At 45.9% G+C, this 17,109-nt stretch carries 14 protein-coding genes; 10 read left to right on the top strand and 4 right to left on the bottom strand.

The window, feature by feature from the left end; genetic code table 11:
• Positions 1 to 271: 271 nt before the first annotated feature.
• From ACUN27_RS22390 to gyrA, 5 genes are all read left to right on the top strand, one after another.
• Positions 272 to 1,087, top strand: a complete 816-nt coding sequence (locus ACUN27_RS22390) for a GDSL-type esterase/lipase family protein (protein WP_326063729.1) — start codon at positions 272 to 274, stop codon at positions 1,085 to 1,087.
• Entirely contained in the window at positions 1,087 to 2,067 is a 981-nt protein-coding gene (locus tag ACUN27_RS22385) for an ABC transporter ATP-binding protein (RefSeq protein ID WP_445559619.1), read from the top strand. Before ACUN27_RS22390 ends, ACUN27_RS22385 begins: the two co-directional genes overlap by 1 nt.
• Before the next feature lie 15 nt (positions 2,068 to 2,082).
• Positions 2,083 to 3,075 (top strand): ABC transporter permease, encoded by a 993-nt coding sequence (locus tag ACUN27_RS22380; protein WP_157324828.1) that lies wholly within the window; start codon positions 2,083 to 2,085, stop codon positions 3,073 to 3,075.
• Positions 3,076 to 3,138: 63 nt separating this feature from the next.
• Entirely contained in the window at positions 3,139 to 5,106 is a 1,968-nt protein-coding gene (gene parE, locus ACUN27_RS22375; protein WP_315949374.1) for a DNA topoisomerase IV subunit B, read from the top strand.
• Positions 5,107 to 5,130: 24 nt separating this feature from the next.
• The gene (gene gyrA / locus ACUN27_RS22370) at positions 5,131 to 7,572 is read left to right on the top strand and encodes a DNA gyrase subunit A (RefSeq protein WP_315949375.1); all 2,442 of its coding nucleotides are present in this window, start codon (positions 5,131 to 5,133) and stop codon (positions 7,570 to 7,572) included.
• On the opposite strand, the gene ACUN27_RS22365 is transcribed toward gyrA, so the two are convergent.
• Positions 7,563 to 7,730, bottom strand: a complete 168-nt coding sequence (locus ACUN27_RS22365) for a hypothetical protein (protein ID WP_157324573.1) — start codon at positions 7,728 to 7,730, stop codon at positions 7,563 to 7,565. The genes gyrA and ACUN27_RS22365 overlap by 10 nt on opposite strands.
• A 255-nt stretch (positions 7,731 to 7,985) precedes the next feature.
• Here ACUN27_RS22365 and ACUN27_RS22360 point away from each other — a divergent pair, with 255 nt between their 5' ends.
• Positions 7,986 to 8,390 carry a MarR family winged helix-turn-helix transcriptional regulator gene (locus ACUN27_RS22360; protein WP_127451825.1) on the top strand — a complete coding sequence of 135 codons (405 nt, stop codon included), beginning with the start codon at positions 7,986 to 7,988 and terminating at the stop codon, positions 8,388 to 8,390.
• Between the two features lie 32 nt (positions 8,391 to 8,422).
• Here ACUN27_RS22360 and ACUN27_RS22355 read toward each other — a convergent pair whose 3' ends face one another.
• The 3 genes from ACUN27_RS22355 to ACUN27_RS22345 are packed head-to-tail and all read right to left on the bottom strand — an operon-like array spanning position 8,423 to position 11,180.
• The gene (locus tag ACUN27_RS22355) at positions 8,423 to 9,136 is read right to left on the bottom strand and encodes an RluA family pseudouridine synthase (protein ID WP_315949376.1); all 714 of its coding nucleotides are present in this window, start codon (positions 9,134 to 9,136) and stop codon (positions 8,423 to 8,425) included.
• Position 9,137: 1 nt separating this feature from the next.
• Complete coding sequence (locus tag ACUN27_RS22350) at positions 9,138 to 10,004, bottom strand: class I SAM-dependent methyltransferase (protein WP_315949378.1); 867 nt, start codon at positions 10,002 to 10,004, stop codon at positions 9,138 to 9,140.
• A gap of 54 nt (positions 10,005 to 10,058) precedes the next feature.
• Positions 10,059 to 11,180, bottom strand: a complete 1,122-nt coding sequence (locus tag ACUN27_RS22345) for a peptidylprolyl isomerase (protein WP_315949380.1) — start codon at positions 11,178 to 11,180, stop codon at positions 10,059 to 10,061.
• Positions 11,181 to 11,360: 180 nt separating this feature from the next.
• On the opposite strand from ACUN27_RS22345, the gene glgB reads away from it, so the two are divergent.
• The 4 genes from glgB (at position 11,361) to glgA (ending at position 17,094) form a co-directional block, all read left to right on the top strand.
• A complete protein-coding gene (gene glgB / locus ACUN27_RS22340) occupies positions 11,361 to 13,319 on the top strand; it encodes a 1,4-alpha-glucan branching protein GlgB (protein WP_315949382.1) in 1,959 nt (652 codons plus the stop codon).
• Positions 13,309 to 14,457, top strand: coding sequence for a glucose-1-phosphate adenylyltransferase (locus ACUN27_RS22335; protein WP_315949383.1), 1,149 nt, complete (start codon positions 13,309 to 13,311; stop codon positions 14,455 to 14,457). The genes glgB and ACUN27_RS22335 overlap by 11 nt, the downstream gene beginning before the upstream one ends.
• Before the next feature lie 6 nt (positions 14,458 to 14,463).
• The gene (gene glgD / locus ACUN27_RS22330) at positions 14,464 to 15,573 is read left to right on the top strand and encodes a glucose-1-phosphate adenylyltransferase subunit GlgD (RefSeq protein ID WP_315949384.1); all 1,110 of its coding nucleotides are present in this window, start codon (positions 14,464 to 14,466) and stop codon (positions 15,571 to 15,573) included.
• A gap of 90 nt (positions 15,574 to 15,663) precedes the next feature.
• Positions 15,664 to 17,094 carry a glycogen synthase GlgA gene (gene glgA / locus ACUN27_RS22325; protein ID WP_326063726.1) on the top strand — a complete coding sequence of 477 codons (1,431 nt, stop codon included), beginning with the start codon at positions 15,664 to 15,666 and terminating at the stop codon, positions 17,092 to 17,094.
• The last annotated feature ends 15 nt before the right edge of the window (positions 17,095 to 17,109 follow it).

Raw genomic sequence — 17,109 nt, 5'->3', positions numbered from 1 at the left:
GTCACCTGTGTCCGTTAAATTCCAAATTAGCTCAAAAAGTAACCAATAGCGGCATCTCAGTCCGTTAGAGCTCCCCAATCCTACCATCAACAGCCCCCACACAAACCAAAAAATAATTGAGATTGTTTGAATTATGACCAAGTATGATATACTATCCAAACGAACATATGATCGTTTTTTGAGAGCCGCCTTTGTGCAGCGTTTGCAAATTTATTCTAGAAGCTATACTCTTAGTATGAATTATGCCATTTATTCGCAGGAGGGGACATTCTTGAGATCATCTCGCTTCATATGGGGAACAATTGGCTTAACCGCATCTATTACCACGATTGTTTTCGCTGTAGGATTTGCTTACGCGGCGAATCAGATATGGTTTCCGAAGGCTTCCGGGTCGCTTCAATTGGCGACGGAGGCTCCGAAGAAGGAATCGATGATTGAAAGCAAAGCAAAGCTGCAAATTGTTGCGCTCGGCGATTCATTAACGGCAGGAACGGGTGACAATACAGGCCAAGGTTATGTGGGCCGCGTCCGTGAAAAGCTGGAGAAGGAAACGGGCAAACCGGTATTTGTGCTTAATAATCTAGCCATTCCAGGCTACAAGAGCGACCAGCTTCTAGCTGATCTGGCGCTAAAAAAGACACAGGATGCGCTCGCGCAGGCAGATATTATATTGCTTACTATCGGCGGAAATGATATTTTTGCTGGTGGAGACGGACTTTTTCAGGGGGAAAACCAGACAGAGTTTAACCCTGAGGCAGCGGAAAGTCGAGTGGCTCCGGCGCTCGAAAAAGTGCAGAAAATTTTCGAAGCAATTAATAAAGCTAACCCTAAGGCAACTGTGATGTACGTAGGCTTATATCATCCATTTCTAGATTTGGATCCGAAACAGGAAGGATCGCTCGTTGTACAGCGCTGGAATAATGGCGTTTTCGAAATGATCAATCGTTATCCACAAATGGTGATTGTCCCGACTTATGATTTGTTTGAACAAAATTTGATTAAATATTTGTCTTCGGCTGATCATTTTCATCCTAATGGGGATGGTTATGAGCGGATTGCAGATCGAATTTTACAAATTCTGAAGTAATGGGGGCAGGCAAAGTGACAGAAGCAGTAATCGTTCCTGATACCGTATTATCCGTGAAAAATTTGAGAAAGCAAATTAAAAATAAAGAGATTATCAAGGGAATTTCTTTTGATGTCTACGCCGGAGAAATTTTCGGTTTCTTAGGGCCTAACGGTTCCGGAAAAACGACAACAATTCGAATGCTTGTTGATTTAATTCGGCCAACGGAAGGAACGATTCACATTTGTGGATTTGACGTCCGTAAGGAGCACAATCAAGCCATGCGTCACGTTGGCTGCATTGTAGAGAACCCGGAGTTGTATTCATACTTGACCGGATGGGAAAATCTCGAGCATTTTGCAAGAATGCTGCCGGATGTTGACGAGCAGAGAATTCATGAGGTCGTAGAAATTGTTTCGATGGATGGGCGAATTCATGATAAAGTTCGTACCTATTCCCTTGGTATGAGGCAGCGTCTTGGTATCGCGCAAGCGCTTCTTGGGCGACCGAGTTTATTAATATTGGACGAGCCTACCAATGGACTTGATCCGCAAGGAATCAAGGAAATGAGGGAATTTATTCAGCGTTTGGCGGCTGATGGATTGAGCTTGTTTGTTTCCAGTCATCTATTAAGCGAGATTCAGCAAATGTGTGACCGTGTAGCGATTATTAGCCATGGCCAAGTCATTCAGGTAGGAGCGGTAGATGAGTTGATTGCGCAAGGCGGCAAAGTGGTTTGGTCCGTGTCTCCGGCCGATAAGGCTGAGGGGCTTCTCGATGCGTCTCCACTTGTGAACGCGATTGAGGAAATTGGACAAGTAGATCCTATGCATACACATGATTCGGTGAGACATATTGTTACCCAGATGGATAAAGAGCATGTCCCGCAAATAAGTAGGCAATTGATGGAAGCAGGAATTAGCCTTTACGCTGTAGAAATCAAGAACCCAACGCTGGAAGATTTGTTCTTGAGCCTAACCGAGGGTGAAACCATACAATAGGGGACGGTGAAAGAAATGCGTATTCTGTATGAACTCGTCAAAAATGAATGCATCAAAATGATCAAGAAGAAACGATTTTATGTGATCATCCTGATCCTGCTTGCCCTTATTCCTATGTTTACTTATGCACAAATGCGAGTGGCTCAAAATACACAAAAGCAATTTGGAACGACAGACTGGAAGGCGGATCAGCGTCAGAAAATTATTGATTGGGAGAAGCGTTTGAGCTCTGCACGTACGCCGGATGAATGGAAACAGCAGCTTAAAGTGCAGATACAGATTGCTAATTATTATCTGGATCAAGATGTCGATCCGAGCTCGCCTAATGCCGTTACTTTTACCCGTGAATTTGTCAAAAATGCCGTCTCTTTATTCATTCCGCTGATCATCATGGTCATTTCCGCAGATATCGTATCATCCGAGCATTCTACGGGGACTATTAAATTATTGTTGACAAGACCGGTCCGGCGATGGAAAATCCTATTGAGCAAATTAATAACTGTTATTTTCTTTACTTCGCTTACGGTTCTTTCAACCGGCGTGCTGTGTTACTTGATTTCCGGCCTTGTTTTCGGCTATAACGGATGGACGATGCCCATTTTTACTGGCATTCAGATCAATGGCACGGATGTGGACTTCAGCCTGGTAAGAGCGGTTGATCAGTGGTTCTTCCTCTTGATGGAGTTTGGATTAGTTTGGTTTTCGGCATTAGTCGTCGCATTGATGTCGTTAATGATCTCTGTTCTCATTCGATCAACAGCTGCCGGTATGGGGGTCATGCTCGCAGTCTTAATTTCGGGGACGATACTTTCGAACATGGTGTCATCTTGGGAAACAGCGAAGTATTTGTTTATGGTCAACTTGGATTTAACCAAGTATCTTACAGGAGGTCTGCCGCCGATAAAAGGTATGGATTTGGCCTTCTCGCTAAGTGTATTAAGTGTCTGGGCCGCGATTTCGCTGATTGTTTCCTTTACTGTTTTCTCCCGCAAGGATATATTGAATTAACAAGATACTTGGAGTCGCGGAACTCCTATCAAAGAACCCTATATTAGAAAAAGGAGGGCTTCAATGACTGAGCAACTAGAATTTGCAAATGGAAAAGCCCCAACATCGGATTACGATGTCGATGATATTCAAGTACTGGAAGGGCTTGTCGCTGTTCGTAAACGACCAGGGATGTATATCGGCAGCACGAGTTCTTCCGGTTTGCACCATTTGATTTGGGAAATTGTCGATAATTCGGTAGATGAACATCTTGCCAAATACTGTTCCAAAATCAGTGTGACGATACATAAAGATCAGTCCATCACGGTGCAAGATAACGGTCGGGGGATTCCGACAGGTATGCATAAAACAGGAGTCCCTACACCGCAGGTTGTGTATACGATTCTTCATGCCGGAGGTAAGTTCGGAGGTTCTGGGTACAAGAAATCCGGAGGACTGCACGGCGTTGGAGCCTCGGTTACGAATGCCCTGTCCGAGTGGCTGGAAGTTGAAATTTACCGAGACGGCAAAGTGCACAAAATGCGTTTCGAATACTGGGTGGATGATGCAGGCATTGAGCATGTAGGTGAACCGGTTACGAAACTTGAAGTCATAGGCAATACGAACCGGACAGGAACCAAAGTTACGTTCAAGCCGGATAAACGCGTATTCCAAGGTGGCACCACCATTTCGTATGACACCTTATCCGAGCGTTTGCAAGAGATTGCCTTCTTGAATTCGGGTTTACAAGTTAATTTAAAAGATGAGCGTACGGATAAACAGGATTCGTTTCAGTATGAAGGCGGCGCTAGCCAATTCGTTGAATTCCTGAATGAAGAGAAGACGGTGCTTCATCCCGTTATTCATTTTGCCTCTGAGAAGGACGAAATTGAAGTGGAAGTGGCTCTTCAGTACAATGATGGCTACACAGAAACGATCGCCTCATTCGTAAATGCCATCCCTACCCGCGGCGGCGGTACGCATGAAACGGGTTTTAAGACGGCTTATACAAGAGTCATGAATGAATATGCACGTAAAGCGGGCATTCTCAAAGAGAAAGATAAAAACCTTGACGGTACCGACCTAAGAGAAGGTATGATGGTCGTAATCAATATTAAGATGGGCGATGTCGAATTCGTCGGTCAAACCAAGGATCAGCTTGGAAGCGCTATTGCAAGAAGTGCGGTGGATGCGGTTGTTTCGGACAAGATGACGGTGTTTCTGGAAGAAAATCCGCAAATCGCGCAGATGATGCTGAAGAAAGCTGTTCAAGCTTCTAAAGCCCGTGAAGCTGCACGTAAAGCAAGAGAAGAAATTCGCAGCGGGAAAAAAGGGAAGAGCGAAAGCTCCAATCTAGGCGGCAAGCTAACCCCTGCGCAATCCAAAGATTTGCAGCGCAATGAATTGTTCGTCGTTGAGGGAGATTCTGCAGGAGGTTCCGCGAAGCAAGGGCGCGACTCCAAACATCAAGCGATTTTACCGCTAAAAGGGAAGCCAATGAACCCTGAGAAGGCAAAACTGCTCGATATTATGAAAAACGACGAGTATAAAGCGATTATTGCGGCGATCGGGGCAGGAGTCGGCTCTGAGTTTGAAGTTGAAGAAATGAACTACGGTAAAATTATTATTATGACGGATGCGGATACCGACGGTGCGCACATTCAAGTACTGCTATTGACGTTCTTTTACCGCTACATGAAGCCTATGATTGATGCAGGCAAGGTGTACATTGCGCAGCCGCCGCTTTACAAAGTGACGAGAAAAGGCAAAAATGGCGGATATAAATATGCATGGACCGACGACCAATTGCAGCAAGTTGTGAAAGAGCTTGGCAAGAATACCGAGTTACAGCGGTACAAAGGACTTGGCGAGATGAATCCGGAGCAGTTATGGGAAACAACCATGAATCCGGAGAGCCGGCAACTGCTGCAGGTTCAAATTGAAGACGCTGCGAAAGCGGAGCGCCGAGTAACAACCTTAATGGGCGATAAAGTTGATCCGCGTAAACGTTGGATTATCGAGAACGTCGATTTTACCGAATATGTAGAGTAGACCAAAAAGAGTGGTGACTGAAAGTTGGGTATTTTAGAAGAATTTTTACCAGCCTATCTGGAAGAGATCGTTGGCGATCGATTCGGGCGTTATTCCAAATACATTATCCAGGATCGCGCGATCCCGGATGTCAGGGACGGCTTAAAGCCAGTACAACGACGCGTATTGTATGCGATGTACGACTCAGGGAATACCCCTGATAAACCATACCGCAAGTCCGCGAAAACGGTCGGCGATGTGATGGGGAACTATCATCCCCATGGAGATGCCTCTATTTACGATGGCATGGTTCGTATGGCACAGCCATGGAAGATGGGTCATACACTTGTGGATGGCCATGGAAACTGGGGATCTCTGGATGATGATCCGCCGGCAGCGATGCGGTATACAGAAGCCAGGCTCTCAGAAATAGCGATGGAACTGCTTCGTGATATTGAGAAACGTACCGTCATGTTCAAAGATAATTTTGATAACTCCACGAAGGAGCCAGTTGTGCTCCCGGCGCGTTATCCTAATCTGCTTGTGAACGGCGTAAGCGGCATTTCGGCAGGTTTTGCGACTGAAATTCCGCCGCATAACTTGCGTGAAATTATTGATGCTTGTACAGCAATGATCGACAAGCCTGAGATGACAGTTGACGAGTTAATGACCATTGTTAAAGGTCCTGACTTCCCTACCTCCGGGATTATTATGGGTGAAGAGGGGATACGTGAAGCTTATCGCACAGGCAAAGGCCGTATCTACATAAGGTCCAAAACAGCGATCGAAGACATGCGCGGCGGAAGACAACAAATTGTGATCACGGAAATTCCGTATCAGGTCGTGAAAGCACGCCTTGTAACTGCTATGGAGAACATCCGTCTGGAGAAGAAAGTCGAGGGTATCGCGGAAGTTCGGGACGAAAGCGGACGTAACGGATTACGGATCGTCATTGAACTGAAAAAGGATGCGGATGCACAAGGAATTTTGGCTTATTTGTTGAAGAAGACGGATTTGCAAGTCACGTACAATTTCAATATGGTGGCGATTGTTAATAAAGCGCCGCGCCAATTGGGTATTCGCGAAATTCTGGAAGCTTACATTGAGCATCAAAAGGAAGTTGTCACGTTCCGTTCGCAATATGAGCTTGAGAAAGCGGAAGACCGCGCTCACGTGCTGGAAGGGCTAGTCAAAGCGCTTAACATCTTGGATGAAGTGATCGCAACGATTAAAGCGTCCAAAAATCGGCAGGATGCACAAAATAACCTGATGGAGAAATTTGGCTTTTCTGAGCGTCAAGCGGACGCCATTCTCGTCTTGCAATTATACCGGTTAACGAATTTAGAAATTACAACTCTTGAAAAAGAGTTGAAAGATGTTGAGAAAACCATTGCTTATTTGCGTGGCATTTTGGGCAGCTTGAAAAAGCTCTTAGGTGTAATTAAAGATGAAATGGGCGAAATCCGGAAGAAATACGGCATTGAGCGCCGTTCAGCGATTCAAGGCGAGGTTGAGGAGTTGAAAGTTAATCTGGAAGTGCTCGTCAATCCGGAAGACGTGTTCGTCACGCTTTCTAACGAAGGTTACTTGAAACGCACTAGCAAGCTTTCGTTTACACGATCCGGCGGAGAACTGGAAAATACAGGTCTCAAGGAAGGCGACTACTTGCGCTTCTTGCTAGACGTGAATACGATTGAGAGCTTGTTGATCTTCACGAAAAAAGGCCAGTATTACTTACTGCCTGTCCATCAGGTGCCAGAGTACAAATGGAAAGAAAATGGTACCGCGATCGTCAATGTTATTCCAATCGCCAAAGAAGACCGTATCGTGGGTGTGATTCCGGTCAAAGGCTTTGAAGATCCAACGAAATCACTTGTGTTCGTCACCCGCAAAGGCCAAGTGAAGCGTACGGAACTCAAAGAGTACATGACGAATCGCTCCAATGGGCTTGTCGCTTGTAAGCTTGCTGAGCAAGATGAAGTCCTTCATGTGCATCTCAGCGATAACACGAAGGAAATCCTGCTTGTCACGAAGCAGGGAATGAGCATCCGCTTCCGCGAGGAGGAAGTAAACCCGATGGGCCGTGCAGCCGCGGGTGTGCGCGGCATCCAGCTCAAAGAAGACGATGATGTCGTCTCGGCTGAGTGGATTTATGGGGATGAGGGGGAAGTGCTCGTCATTTCGGACCTCGGGTATGCCAAGCGGTCCCTTGTCGTAGACTATCCAATTCAAGGGCGTGGAGGTAAAGGTATTCTCACCTTTGAGTTTAAAGAAGGTAAGCGAGTGAGACCGAATGGAACAGGTTTAATCCGAACATTCATTGTGAAAATGGATTATCAGATTACAGCCGTGATGAGTAATGGAGAGAAGCTTCGCTTCTCAACGGAGACAGCGCCACTGGAAGATCGTAAAGCGCAAGGCAAACAGCTTATACCTGTTACCAAAACAGAATCCATTATAGATGTACTGCGTTTCCCTCAGTCGTAACTGACCGTAGGTGGATCCAGCTTCTCCATCAGCATAAAAGCTAACTCTAATAAGACCCACAGGGGCATCGGTTCGTCTAATCGATCCAGCCACTGTGGGTCTTTCAGCATGCCGGCCTCGAGTGCCTTTTTGCCAAGCTCCATTTTCCAATCATCCACTTTGAACCACTCCTTAGCGTGATCTGCAAATCTAACTGCTTCACAGTATATGTTAGAAGTGGGCGGAATGTTAAAAAGAAGTCGAGATATTCTTCAAGTTCGGACAAAGTTGTGGATGACTCGACAACATGCCACAGCATGTCCCGGAAATGTGCAGCTTTTGTAGGAAAGTATTAACGGCATTAACCTTTTAACCAGTGAAAATGCGTGCTATACTTGCGTTATAGTAGATGTTGGAAGCGAGTTGATGTGAGGTTGTATTCCGATGAGTTTGGAAAGCTGTGGCTGAAATTGTCTAAGGAATTGAAGAGCCAGATGGAAGTAGGATTAGCACCTACGATTACAGAAGGGCAACTTAACGTATTAGAATTGCTTATGACGAACGAGCGTATGAAGCCTTCAGATCTAATCGAATATTTATCTACAACACCTGCAGCGGTTACAACGCTATTAGATCGTATGGAGAAAAGTGAATTAATCGTGCGGGTGCGGGATGAGAAAGACCGACGAATCGTATGGGTACACGTAACAGACAAAGGAAAAGCGGAATGCGAGCGAGGTACGTTAGTCCGTGAACAACTGCTGGACACCTACCTGAGCCGCGTTTCCGCCCATAATCAGAAACTGCTTATTTATTTGTTGGGGAAAGTTGCTAATTAATTGCAGTAGCGACTTTCCGGTGTGGGTTGAATTTACAATTCTGGGATTGCAAATTCACTCCATGGCCGCTGCACTGGCGGCAGCGACCGGAAGCGCATCGTTTCTTTGAGTGTTGGATGCTCAAAGGATAAAGCCGTCGCCCAGAGCGCTAGCTGCTGGCCGGGCTTGTTGACCGCGCTGCCATAGCGCTGGTCGCCGTACAACGTGCAGCCGATGGCGGCCATCTGCACGCGGATTTGATGCGGCCGCCCGGTATGCAGCTTGATCTGAATCAAGCTGAGACCGTCTTGGCTGCCGAGCAGCTTATAATCCAGCACAGCCTCCTTGGCTTCGTGCTGGCCTGGTTTGACAACGCTGACGGTATTCGTCCGCGTGTCCTTCCAGAGCCAGTGACGCAGCGTTGCCGTCGGCTGTGGCGGTTTGCCATGCACAATAGCGACATACGTTTTGTCGAGATGTCTAGTTCTTACAGCGTCCGACAGCCGTGATGCGGCTTTTGACGTTTTGGCGAAGACCATCACGCCGCCTACAGGCCTGTCAAGCCGGTGGACAAGCCCGAGGTATACATTGCCAGGCTTGTTGTGCCGGTGCTTGATATCCGCCTTCAGGACGTTCAGCAGATCAGGATCACGCGAGTCGTCCTCTTGTGTTGGCATGTTCACGGGCTTCTCTACCACGAGAATGTGGTTGTCTTCGAAAAGGATCGGAATTTGCGATGCTCCCGAAACATCTTTAGCTCCAGTCATGCTAGGACTCCCAGCGTCCCAGAATACCGCAAGGGAGCATTAAGCCGGAGTGAGTGATCGGCAGGCCGATTTCTCCACTTGAGATCGTACCGCCATGTTTTCTTTTCATCGCCATCGTTAAGATGTTTTGCAGGACCGTAGCCGAAATACCTGTTGTATAAGAGTTAATTAACAGGAACAAGGGATTATCGGTCAAGATCGTCTGGCAGGTTTGAATGAAAGGGAAGAGGTCATCTTCCAGCTTCCAAGTCTCGCCATTAGGTCCGCGCCCGTAAGAGGGAGGATCCATGATGATCGCATCATATTTGCTGCCGCGGCGCTGCTCTCTTTGCACGAATTTGAATACGTCATCCGTAATGAAACGTACAGGACGGCTGCCCATGCCGCTTAGATGCAGATTCTCCTTCGCCCATTGTACAACACCTTTGGAAGCATCAACGTGGCAAACTTCTGCTCCTGCATAAGCACAGGCCAGAGAAGCTCCGCCTGTATAAGCGAATAGGTTCAATACCTTGATCGGTCTTCCGGCGTTTTGGATTTTATCAATCATCCATTTCCAGTTGACGGCTTGCTCAGGGAAGAGGCCCGTGTGCTTGAAGCTGGTTGGTTTAATATAAAAGCTCAGCTTCTGGTCATAGGTGATAGTCCAGCGTTCCGGCAGTTCAGCATGCTGCTGCCACTGTCCGCCGCCGCTAGAGCTGCGGTGATAATGAGCATCGGCTTGACGCCATGCGGGTGTTTCTTTTTCCAAAGGCCAAATGATTTGCGGGTCAGGTCTTCTCAATACGATCGTACCCCAGCGTTCCAGCTTTTCGCCGCCGCCGGTGTCGAGAAGTTCATAATCTACCCAGTCTTTTGCATAAAACATGTTGCATTCCATCCTTCAACTTGTATACTTTAACAAACATTCATTGTACACCATTTATTCACTTAAATCGATCTTTTCAATCAAACCGGGCAATTCTTTTTCTACAAATTGTTGGTATTGCGCTTGTTCCAGTGAACCTCTTAATGAATCCTTGACGGAATCGAAAGATTTCACGGATCTGGATTCCACTTTGATCACATGATAACCAAATTGTGTTTCAATAGGGTCACCTACAACGCCAACAGGTTGTTCAATCACAGCTTTCTTGAATTCCGGCACCCAACCGCTAACACCTGCATCTTCATAAAGCCCGCCGGTTTCTTTGGAGCCAGGATCGTCTGTTACTTCTTTAGCCAGCTTCGCGAAGTCTTCGCCGTTCTTAATTTTTTGTTGAATGTCCTTAGCAAGTTTAAGCGCTTCTTCTTTCGTACGTTTTGCACTTCCGTCTTCGTTTGTTAAACCAATCAAAATGTGACGGACAGAAGCAATCGTGTAAGCATCTTTATCTTGTTTGAGGTTATCGTCATATTTGGCTTTCAGTTGTTCATCGGTAATACTGGATTTGATATAGTTTTCTGCTGTTAAGCTGCCTACCAAGAAATATTGAAGTTCAGTTTCAGTCACTTTGTTTTTTTTCAAGGAATCTAGAACATTAGCTTCACCGTATTTAGCTTTCCATTTAGAAATTTGATCAGGAGCACTTTCTTTAGCAGATTTCTGGTCAGTTTCGGAAGATTTACTATAAAGAATTCTATTTTGAATTAATTGCATTAATACACTTTTTTGATACTCAGGGTCATCCTTTGAAGCCGCATGACTGGCATTTAAAATACCTTGCATCGCAAAGAAAGTATCGAACTCGCCTTTTGTTACCGTACCGCCTTTATAGGTAGCAACAACTTTATTCGGGTTACTTCCGATCCAAATGGTTTCATTGGCTTCATCCCATTCGACTTTTTTTCCCAGTGCTTCACTCACGAAGCGAAGAGGAACGTAAGTAGAACCTTCATAAACAAAACCTTTTCCATCTGCAGGCACTTTTTCGACACCATCAAACATATATTTGATGCTGCGGAAGGCCACTTCAATTTGACTGCTAGCCGCAAAAGCAGCTGTACCGCTAATTAACGAACCGATCGTTAAACCTACGATAAGTCCTTTCACCTTGTCTTTCATAATCTGGTTTCCACCTTTCAAATGACTGTCACTTTAGTAATTCACCTAGGATAAAGGATTTTCCTTTTTTTAATATGAGGGTTTGAAGGAATTCTCCACCTGCTTGTTGTATTTGTACTGTATGTGATTAATTGTTACATCCATATTTTGAATAAAAAGGTCGATTATGGGAGGGATAACATGGGGGCAAATGTTGGTATACCCAGCTCAGAAGATTTGTTTCTGCTTCATGAAGGATCCCTGTATCACAGCTATCGCATTCTAGGGGCGCATGTTAGCAAAAGAAAAGGTTACGAAGGAGTTCGTTTCGCTGTATGGGCGCCTAATGCCAAACAAGTAAACTTGCTCGGCGATTTCAACCAATGGCAATCCGGTAAACACCGTATGGAGAAGTTCAGTTCACTCGGCGTTTGGATGCTGTTTGTTCCTGAAGCTAGTGAAGGTGATCATTACAAGTACGAAATCCTTAGCGAGACAGGTCAAACTTTGTTGAAAGCTGACCCTTACGCCTTTTATTCTGAAGTGCGTCCAGGTACAGCCTCACGTGTTGTCGATTTGGAAGGCTACGAATGGCAAGATGAGGCTTGGTTAGAGCAGAAGAAATTGGCTCCCGCCTATAATAAGCCTTTGTCGATTTATGAAGTGCACCTAGGTACATGGCGCAAAAAAGACAGACATAGCGAAGAATTATATACCTATGACCAGCTTGCGGACGAGTTAGTCGATTATGCCGTGGAGATGGGTTATACACATATTGAAGTTATGCCGCTTGCTGAGCATCCGTTTGACCGCTCATGGGGCTATCAGGCGACAGGTTATTTCTCTGTGACGAGCAGGCATGGCACACCAAAAGAGTTCATGCATTTCGTCGATCGTTGTCATCAAAAAGGGATTGGCGTCATCATGGACTGGGTCCCTGGGCATTTCTGCAAGGATGCGCATGGCTTGAGGCAGTTTGACGGAAAACCGCTTTATGAATATCAAGACCCTCGCAAAGCCGAGAAATTGGAATGGGGGACACTTACATTTGATTTTGGCAGGCCGGAAGTGCAGAGCTTCCTCATTTCAAATGCGATTTTTTGGATGGATATGTACCATATCGATGGTATCCGGGTTGATGCTGTAGCTTCTATGCTGCACTTGAATTTCGGCAGATGGAATGAGAAGCCCCTTAAGAATCAATGGGGCGGGGATGACAATCCCGAAGCTGTCGCTTTCTTGCGAAAGTTGAATCAGGTTGTTTTCTCTTATTATCCGGATGCGCTTATGATGGCAGAGGATTCCACGGATTGGCCACTGGTGACAGCACCCGTGCATGATGGCGGGCTTGGATTTAACTATAAATGGAACATGGGCTGGATGAACGATATGCTGCGTTATATGAAGCTGGATCCCGTTCATCGCAAATATCACCATAAATTGATCACGTTCTCCTTTATGTACGCCTTTAGTGAAAATTATGTCTTACCTTTTTCTCACGATGAGGTTGTCCATGGGAAACGTTCACTCCTGCATAAAATGCCAGGCGATTATTGGCAGAAATTCGCCAACCTGCGCGTTTTATACGGATATATGTCAGGTCACCCTGGCAAAAAGCTGCTGTTCATGGGCAGCGAATTCGGTCAATTCGACGAATGGAAAGACCAGGAGGAAGTGGATTGGTTCCTGCTGGACGGTTATGAGAAGCACGAGCAAATGCACGTTTACGTGAAGGCGCTCAATCAATTTTATTTGGATCAGCCGGCTTTATGGCAAAAGGATCATAGTCCGGACGGTTTCAAATGGATTAATCCGCATGATGAAAGCCAAAGTGTCGTCACTTTTATGCGCAAAGGAAATAAGGCTGAGGATGATCTGATTCTCATCTGTAATTTCACCCCGGTGGTGCATCCCGATTATCGAATCGGCGTTCCGCGCAATGGCATGTACGAGGTTGTTTTCAACAGTGATGCTCCAGAATTTGGCGGTTCCGGCCAAGGAAACAAGCTGCCGATCACAAGTGAAAAAAGAAAATACCACGAACTGCCCTATAGTTTGTCTCTGTGTATTCCGCCGCTTGCGGCTGTTTATATAAAATGTGTAAAAGAATTCCAACTAGAGAAAACGAAGTTGAAGGGGGAAATCAGAGATGCGCAGTAAAGAATGTGTTGCCATGCTCCTCGCTGGTGGAGAAGGACGAAGACTAGGCGTACTAACGAATAATTTGGCCAAACCAGCCGTTCATTTTGGCGGGAAGTACCGTATCATTGATTTCACCCTAAGCAATTGCACGAATTCAGGCATCGACACGGTTGGTGTCTTGACGCAATATCAGCCTCTCGTGCTCAACACGTATATTGGAATCGGCAGTTCGTGGGATTTGGACCGCAAAAATGGTGGTGTCACTGTGTTGCCTCCGTTCATGGAACAAAAAGGCGGAGACTGGTATAAAGGTACCGCCAATGCCATCTACCGCAACATTGGATTTATTGAGCAGTATGATCCGGAGTATGTATTGATCATCTCGGGTGATCACATTTACAAAATGGATTATGATAAGATGCTTTCCTACCACAAAGAGAAGAAAGCTGATGCAAGTATCGCCGTTATCGAAGTGAAATGGGAAGAAACGAGCCGTTTCGGAATTATGAGCGTGAATGAGAATCAGGAAATAACTGAATTTGCCGAAAAACCAAAAGAAGCGAACAGCAACTTGGCTTCCATGGGTATTTATATTTTTAACTGGAGCGTTCTGAAATCGTATTTGATTGCGGATGAGGAGAATCCGGATTCCAGTAAGGATTTCGGTAAAGATATTATCCCGATGATGCTCCGAAATGAAGCAAGAATGTATGCTTATCCGTTCGAGGGGTATTGGAAAGACGTCGGTACCATTGATAGCTTATGGGAAGCAAATATGGATTTGCTCGATGATCATAACGAGTTGAATCTTAATGATAAAGATTGGCGTGTGTACTCCCAAAATCCATACCAACCAGCTCAATATGTAGCGCCTACTGCGAACATTAAGCGTTCACTCGTGAATGAGGGTTGTGCGATTTTCGGAGATGTCGATCATTCAGTCTTGTTCTTTGGTGTACAAGTGGGGGAAGGCAGCCAAATTCGAGACTCCGTCATTATGCCGAATGCCAAAATAGGTAATAATGTAACGATTAACAAAGCGATTATTGGTGAAAACACGATCGTGGAAGATGGCGCTGTAGTAGACGGTCACGGTGAAATTACACTCATAGGCGGCAATGAACGAGTAATAGCGACTGCCAAACAGAAGGGATGATCTCAGATGAAACATGTAATGGGTGTCATTAATTTAGTGAATGAACCGGACGATTTGGAAGAACTGACCTATTTCCGCTGCCCTGCATCGGTACCATTCGGTGGACGCTATCGGTTAATTGATTTTACATTGTCGAATATGGTGAATTCTGGCATTGATAATGTGGCCGTATTTACGCAGCACAAATACCGTTCCTTGATGGATCACCTGGGGTCCGGGAAAGAGTGGGATTTGGACAGAAAGCGCGGCGGATTGTTCGTCCTTCCATCCGTCATGGATGAGCCGACGGGTATTTCACGTGGAGATCTATATCAATTTTACAGCCATCGGGATTATTTCTATCGTGGTAAAGAAGAGCTGGTTATTATCTCCCGCAGCCACATGGTGTGCAATCTTGATTTGCGCGATGTCATCCGTCATCACGAGGATACGCAAGCGGACATTACCGTTATCTATAAGCAAACGGATGAGGATATTCAAGGGAAATTCCGCCGCTTGGCCGTCAAAGATAACGGACAAGTGACGCTTATGGAGGATCACACGGGTAGACTGCGGACGAATAACATTTCCATGGAAATGTATATTATGAGCAAAGCGCTGCTGCTGGACATGGTAGAATCCTGCCTGGCTCAAGGGTATGATCACCTGGTTCGCGACGGTATCATGAAAAATATTGATAAACTTAGTGTGTATGGCTATAAATTTGAAGGGCATGTAGGCATCGTGAATTCAATTCAAGGTTACTACAAGCACAGCATGCAGCTGTTAAATCCAGTGATCTGGAGAGAATTGTTCTTCCAGAAGAACCTGATCTATACAAAAGTCAAGGATGAACCGCCTGCGAAATACTTGGAATCCGCCGCAGCCAAAAACGCGTTGATCGCAAACGGCTGCACGATTGAAGGTAAGGTAGAGAACAGCATTTTGTTCCGCGGAGTGAAAATTCGCAAGGGGGCTTACGTGAAAAACAGTATTATCCTCCAAAACTGCGAAATCGAGGAAAATGTCATTATTGAGAATGCGATTCTCGATAAGGATGTCTTTATCTCCCGCGGTCGCGTCCTGACAGGTGACAACAAAGCACCGTTCATCGCGGCAAAAACGAAAGTGATCTAATCGGTATCTTTCTTGAGCGCATAACTAGATAACATTCGAAAAGCCTGCCTTCCCATAGGCGGCTTTTCGACTATCAGGAGGAGTGGAAAGATGAAAGTACTCTTTGCAGCTTCAGAGGCAGTTCCTTTTATCAAAACGGGAGGTCTCGCCGATGTGATCGGTTCACTGCCGAAGGAACTCATCCAGCAAGGGCTGGATGTACGAGTTATCCTGCCTAAATATGGCGGGATTCCTGCCAAGTACCGGGACGCGATGACTACGGCTGTGACACATGATATCTATGTCGGTTGGAGAAAGCAATATATTGGCATTCAAGTTCTGCAGCAGGATGGGGTCACTTTTTATTTCGTGGACAATGAATTTTATTTCAATCGTTCCGGCGTGTATGGGTACGGCGATGAGGCAGAACGTTTTGCTTTCTTCTGCAAAGGCGTTATCGAAACGCTGCCGCTGCTCGACTTCCAGCCGGATGTTATTCACTGTCACGATTGGCAAGCCGGCATGATTCCCGTGCTGTTGAAGGCTCATTATCAACATCTGCCATTCTATAGCGAGATTAAAACGTTAACGACCGTTCATAACTTGAAATACCAAGGTGTGTTTAGCCAATCGTTGTTTAAGGAGCTGTTTGGCTTATCCGACGATCATTTTACCGGAACAGCGCTTGAATTGCATGGAGGTGCCAGCTTCCTAAAAGGAGGGCTTCTGTACGCGGACCGTATTACAACGGTGAGTCAGACCTATGCGGAAGAGATTCAAACTCCGTACTTTGGCGAACATTTGGATAGCTTGCTGCGTCACCGAAGGGACCAGCTGACGGGGATCGTGAACGGGATTGATTATGAGGTATTTGATCCGATGAATGATCCGCATCTGGTGTCTACGTACCGAGATTCGCTGCCCAAAAAGCAATTGAACAAGACAGCACTCCAGGAACGCCTAAGTTTGGAAGTAAGAGAGGATGTGCCGATGGTTGCCCTTGTAACGCGTTTGGTGCAGCAAAAAGGGCTAGATCTCATCCAGCATGTCCTTCCAGAAATCTTATCGCTAGACATCCAACTAGTCGTACTAGGGACAGGCGAATACGTTTATGAGGAGATGTTCAAGCAAGCGGCATTGAAGCATCCCGACAAAGTATCCGCTCAGATCTGCTTTGACGAGGCATTGGCCCATCAAATCTATGCGGCTTCGGACTTGTTCCTAATGCCATCTCAATTCGAGCCATGCGGTATTGGTCAGTTGATCGCACTTCGGTATCGCTCTGTGCCGATCGTTCGAGAAACCGGTGGACTTAAGGATACGGTTCTGCCATATAATGAGTTTACAGGCGAGGGGACAGGCTTCTCCTTTAGAGATTACAATGCGCATGATATGCTGCATACGATCCGCCGTGCGGTCTTTTTCTACAAAAATGACCGTGACGCCTGGTTGAAAATTCAGATGAACATGAAAAAAGGCGACTTTAGCTGGAAGAAGTCCGCGCAGCAGTATATCGGACTTTATAAGGAAATGGTCAAATAAAGGGAAAAATCAGGA

It is taken from the genome of Paenibacillus sp. WC2504 (genome assembly GCF_052682475.1).
Note: the sequence above shows the minus strand (reverse complement) of the source record. Positions and strands in the feature narration are given on the sequence as shown.